The organism is Lentzea aerocolonigenes (assembly GCF_000955955.1).
Classification (GTDB): domain Bacteria; phylum Actinomycetota; class Actinomycetes; order Mycobacteriales; family Pseudonocardiaceae; genus Lentzea; species Lentzea aerocolonigenes_A.
In genome coordinates this window covers 1-4448 of sequence record NZ_JYJG01000363.1, presented here as the reverse complement: position 1 = coordinate 4448, position 4448 = coordinate 1, and the positions used below count along the sequence as shown (strand labels likewise).

The 4448-nt window shown below is 70.2% G+C and carries 6 protein-coding genes; 5 read left to right on the top strand and 1 reads right to left on the bottom strand.

The window, feature by feature from the left end; genetic code table 11:
- On the bottom strand, positions 1–1514 hold a 1514-nt coding region (locus tag UK23_RS38265), incomplete at its 3' end, for a M4 family metallopeptidase (protein ID WP_196778073.1).
- A gap of 235 nt (positions 1515–1749) precedes the next feature.
- On the opposite strand from UK23_RS38265, the gene UK23_RS49325 reads away from it, so the two are divergent.
- The 5 genes from UK23_RS49325 to UK23_RS38240 all read left to right on the top strand — a co-directional run bounded on the left by UK23_RS49325 (position 1750) and on the right by UK23_RS38240 (position 4432).
- Positions 1750–2130 (top strand): tyrosinase family oxidase copper chaperone, encoded by a 381-nt coding sequence (locus UK23_RS49325; protein ID WP_082115310.1) that lies wholly within the window; start codon positions 1750–1752, stop codon positions 2128–2130.
- The gene (gene melC2, locus UK23_RS38255; protein WP_045316668.1) at positions 2127–2951 is read left to right on the top strand and encodes a tyrosinase MelC2; all 825 of its coding nucleotides are present in this window, start codon (positions 2127–2129) and stop codon (positions 2949–2951) included. The genes UK23_RS49325 and melC2 overlap by 4 nt, the downstream gene beginning before the upstream one ends.
- 106 nt (positions 2952–3057) lie before the next feature.
- Positions 3058–3333 (top strand): hypothetical protein, encoded by a 276-nt coding sequence (locus tag UK23_RS38250; RefSeq protein ID WP_045316667.1) that lies wholly within the window; start codon positions 3058–3060, stop codon positions 3331–3333.
- Positions 3334–3382: 49 nt separating this feature from the next.
- Positions 3383–3757, top strand: coding sequence for a pyridoxamine 5'-phosphate oxidase family protein (locus UK23_RS38245; protein WP_196778072.1), 375 nt, complete (start codon positions 3383–3385; stop codon positions 3755–3757).
- Positions 3758–3835: 78 nt separating this feature from the next.
- The gene (locus UK23_RS38240; protein ID WP_045316666.1) at positions 3836–4432 is read left to right on the top strand and encodes a helix-turn-helix transcriptional regulator; all 597 of its coding nucleotides are present in this window, start codon (positions 3836–3838) and stop codon (positions 4430–4432) included.
- Positions 4433–4448 lie beyond the last annotated feature (16 nt).

Below are 4448 nucleotides of genomic sequence, written 5' to 3'. Positions count from 1 at the left end.
TGTATAAGAGACAGCGGCGTGGTGCCGGCGACCGCGGCGCGGGCGTTCAGCGTGCAGGCGGTGGTGAGCGCCGTGCCGAGGTCGCGGAACGTCGACGCCGGCGTCAGCTGGTTCTGCACCGCCCACCACAGCGCGATCGACTTGTCCAGGCCGATGCCGTAGACGTCCTCGCCGCCGAGCGAGCCGCCGTCGGCGATGAGGAACGCCGCCTTGTTGCCGACACCGCTGTCGAGGTGCGGGTTCGCGTCGGTGACCCAGAACTCGCCGTTGACCTGCTCCGGCTGCTGGTGCGTGCGCGGGGCGGCCATGTCGCGGATCACGCCCAGCGACGAGCCGTCACCGATCTGCCACCGCGTGCTCGCGGCCTTGCCCGCGCCGACCTGGTCGACGAACTCGCCGAAGATGTCGGACAGCGACTCGTTGATGGCGCCGCTCTCACCGCGGTACAGCAGGCCGGAGATGTGCTGCGTGACGCCGTGCGTGACCTCGTGGCCGGTGACGTCCTTCGTCGTCACGCCCTCGCCGAACGCCATCTGCTCGCCGTCCCAGAACGCGTTGAGGAACGGGCAACCCTCTTCGAAGCTGCACAGCCGGACGGTGGCGCGCAGCGCCTTGCCGTTGCCGTCACCGACGTCGGTGCCGAGCATCGTGGTCAGGTCGACGCGCAGGTGCTTGGCGTACAACGCGCTGGTGTGGCCGAGGTACTCGTAGACGTTGTCCACGTCGGTCTCACCGCTGGCGAGGCCGTCCTCGGTGCGGGTGGCCTGGAACGCGGTGCCGCACCTGACGTCGGTCTGCAGCTTCTCCTCGGTGGTGAACCAGGTCATCACCTCCTTGTGCCTCGCGTCGCAGACGACCCGGTTGTTCACCTTCTCGGTCGACTCCCACGCGGTCAGCGCCTTCGTGTTCGCGGCGTCGACGACGATCTCCCAGTGCTGCCCCTTGCCCCGCACGGAGACGAGGTAGGCGGGTGCGGTCGTGCCGTCACCGGGCAGGCCGAGCAGGCGGGCGTCGTACCAGCGGCGCTGCGCCGGTGAGGCGACCAGCGCGGCCGGGTCGACGCCGCTCCGGTTCGCCGCGGTCGTGACGGCGGTGCGCGTGACGGCGGCCTCGTCGACGGCCGGGAAGGCCTTCGAGCCCCGGCGCGTGGTGCGGCCCTGTGCGGAGACCAGTGCGCCGCGTTCGTCCAGCGTCTGGGTCACCTCGCCGCCCAGCACCGCGACGCCGTCGAACTCCTGGCGGTAGCGCACGACGCTGCCGCCCTGCAGCGTGCGGACGCTGACCTGGTGCAGCGTGCCTCGCTCGGTGTGGAAGCCGTCCGCGACCAGCGGGAGGTGCGCGGCCGCGGCCGCCGCGGGGTCGGCGGATGCGGCGGGGGAGGTGCGCGGGCGCACTGCCGTCACGACTCCGTTGTGGTCGGTGTCGACGGCGACGTCGGCCGCCACGGCGGCGGGTGCCGGGCACAGCGTCGCGGTCAGCACGAGGCAGAGGAGTCGCTTCTTGTTGTGTGGCAACGAACTTCCTTCGTTTCGTTGATGCGTAGGGAAGAAGTTCTACGGAACGCGGACGGCGCTGGGCAGTGACCGATCGCGTCATCGCGAGGCGCGGGTCCGCACACCCGATCGGACAACCGATCGGGCCATCCGCCCTCGTCCGCGCGGCAGCCGGACGGACGGTGCCCGGCGCCCGGCGGCGACGCAGAGTCATCGAGACGTTCCACTGCGTTTGGAGGTTGGTGTGCAAGGCGAGATGACTCGGCGGTCGCTGATCGGACACGTGCTCGGCGGTCTGGTGGGCACGGTGGGAGTGGTCGGTCTCGGGGTGAACCAGCTCGGCGCGAGGGCGGCCACCGGCGGGGAGCCCTTCTTCGCCGAGCGGTACCAGGGCCGGTGGATCACCGGCGGCGGGCCGCAGGCGCAGGTGGAGCTCGACCGGCGGGACCGGGGTGTGCACGGCCACCACGGGCAACCGGTGGTCACTGTGGACGGTGTGCCGTTGCATGTGATGCGCGGAGCTGACGGCCGGTACGTCACATCGGTGAACCACTACCAGAGCTTCCCGACGCTGAAGGCGGCGGCGCGCGCGGCCGCCGAGTCGTTGCGGGGCGCGGCACTGGAGGTGGCGGCGTGATCCGCAAGAACCAGGCGACGCTGACCTCGGAGGAGAAGGCCCGGTTCGTCGCGGCAATGCTCGAGCTCAAGCGCACCGGCAGGTACGACGAGTTCGTGGTGACGCACCAGGAGTTCGCGATGAGCGACAGCGACGTCGGCGACCGGCTCGCGCACCGCGCGCCGTCGTTCCTGCCGTGGCATCGGCGCTTCCTGCTCGACTTCGAACGAGCGCTGCAGGAAGTCGACCCGGCGGTCACGCTGCCCTACTGGGATTGGACCGACGACCGCTCCACCCGGTCCTCGTTGTGGGCGCCGGACTTCCTCGGCGGCACCGGCAGAACTTCCGACGGCAAGGTGATGACCGGCCCGTTCGCCGGCGACACGGGCAAGTGGAAGATCATCGCGCGCACCGACAGCCGTTCGTACCTGTGCCGCACGCTCGCCGTGCACGAACCGGCGCTGCCCACCGCGGAGGACGTGCTGAAGGTGCTGGCCGAACCCCGTTACGACGTGCGGCCGTGGAACAGCTCGTCGTCATCGGGGCTGCGCAACCTGCTCGAAGGCTGGCGTGGACCGAACCTGCACAACCGGGTGCACGTCTGGGTGGGTGGCCACATGGCGACCGGTGCCTCGCCCAACGACCCGGTGTTCTGGCTGCACCACTGCTTCATCGACCTGCTCTGGGCGCAGTGGCAGGCCGAGCACGGTGCGTCGTACGAGCCGAAACGCCGCGAGCCCGGCGTGGTCGGAGCGGCCGACGCGATGAAACCCTGGGGCGACGTGACACCGCAGGACATGCTCGACCACCGCGCGTTCTACACCTACGACGTGGACGAATGAGCCTCGTGTCACCTGTTCGAGGTTTTCTCGCATCCGCGCGTAAGGCCGTCTGATCGGACGGGTCTGCATCGGCGTACGAACCACCTGAGCACCCAGGGAGCACGCCGTGGACACGATGGTGTGGCAGGACGAGCAGGCCGGCCGAGCCGAGACACCGCAGAAGACCCACAGCCGGATCGGGTTCTTCCTCGGTGCCGGCGCCCTGCTCGCGTTCGTGGTCTCCGTCGTCGTGACGATGGTGGTGGGCCCGTTCTCCGACGCCCGGTCGGTGATGCAGGTCGTCGTCATGACATTGGGCGGTCTGCTCGCGGTACTCGCACTGCTGCGGGTCGTCGTGCTGGGTGTGCTGGTCGCGGCTTCAGCGCGGCGGTCGAGGAGGTAGTCGCGTAAGGACTGTGCCGGACGATGGTCTGACCGGTATGGACGGGAACGTGGACACGACACAGTTGCAGCCCGCGAACCTGCTCGGGCTCATCGCCGGTGTGTCGCACGGCAGGCTTTCGTTCACCTCGCACGCGCTGCCCGCCGTGGCGGTCGTGCGGCACGTCGTCACCGGCGGAGGCCTGCTGATGCGCAGCGGCCCGAACGCCGAACTGGCCGCTGCCGCGCGTGCCGAACAGGTGGTCGCGTTCGAGGCGGACGACGTGAGGGGCGACGCCGGGTTCGGGTGGTGGGTCACCGCGCTCGGCAGGCTCCGCCACGTCGACCACGAGCTGCCAGGGATGCTCGTCTTGACCATGGACGTCACGTGGATGAACGGGTACGTGCTCCCCGCGGAGGATCTGCGCTACCGGATGACGTCCTGATCGGACATCACCCGCGGCGCCCCTGCGGGGTGGGCGCCGCGGGTGTGCTGGAACGTCCTGAGTGGAGGGCGGCGGGTGATGGCGGAGTCAGGTCAGGTCCGGATCGCGTGCTTCGGCACGGCGTCCCTCTACACCGAGGGAGTCGCCACCGCGGTGACGGCGGCGGGGGCTTGGTGGTGCGGTGTCGTCCCCAACGCCGGTGAGGTGTTCCAGCTGGTCGCCCGCAGCGCGGTCGACGTCCTGCTGGTCGAGCTCGCGAGTGATCCGGGACTGTACGTGTGCGAGGTGCTCGAGCACACCGCGCCGTCGCTCGTCCTCGTGGTGCTGCACGAGACCACTCAGCCACCACCGGGACTCGAGGTGCCCGGCGGCGTCCGGGCTTTGCTGTCGTTGCGGGCAGCGCGCAGCGAGCTCGCGATCCTGTTGCGCGACATCGTGCCCGGCGCCGCGCCGCCGTTGTCCGCGCGCGAGATCCAGGTGCTCGGGCTGATCGCACGCGGCTACAGCACCGAACGCATCGCCAGCACGTTGCGAGTCGGCGCGGAGACGATCCGGACGCACGTGAAGCACGTGTTCGTGAAGCTGGGTGCGCTCAACCGGCCGCACGCCGTGGCACTGGGCTGTGCCCGCGGGCTGATCTCGGCACCGGAGTGGGACGCCGTGCCCGGCGGCTAGACGGTTGATTCCAAGG

Bases quoted from the DNA above. Each gene is read 5' to 3' on its own strand.
- UK23_RS49325 (WP_082115310.1), top strand. From the start codon at position 1,750: ATGACTCGGCGGTCGCTGATCGGACACGTGCTCGGCGGTCTGGTGGGC.
- UK23_RS38240 (WP_045316666.1), top strand. From the start codon at position 3,836: ATGGCGGAGTCAGGTCAGGTCCGGATCGCGTGCTTCGGCACGGCGTCC.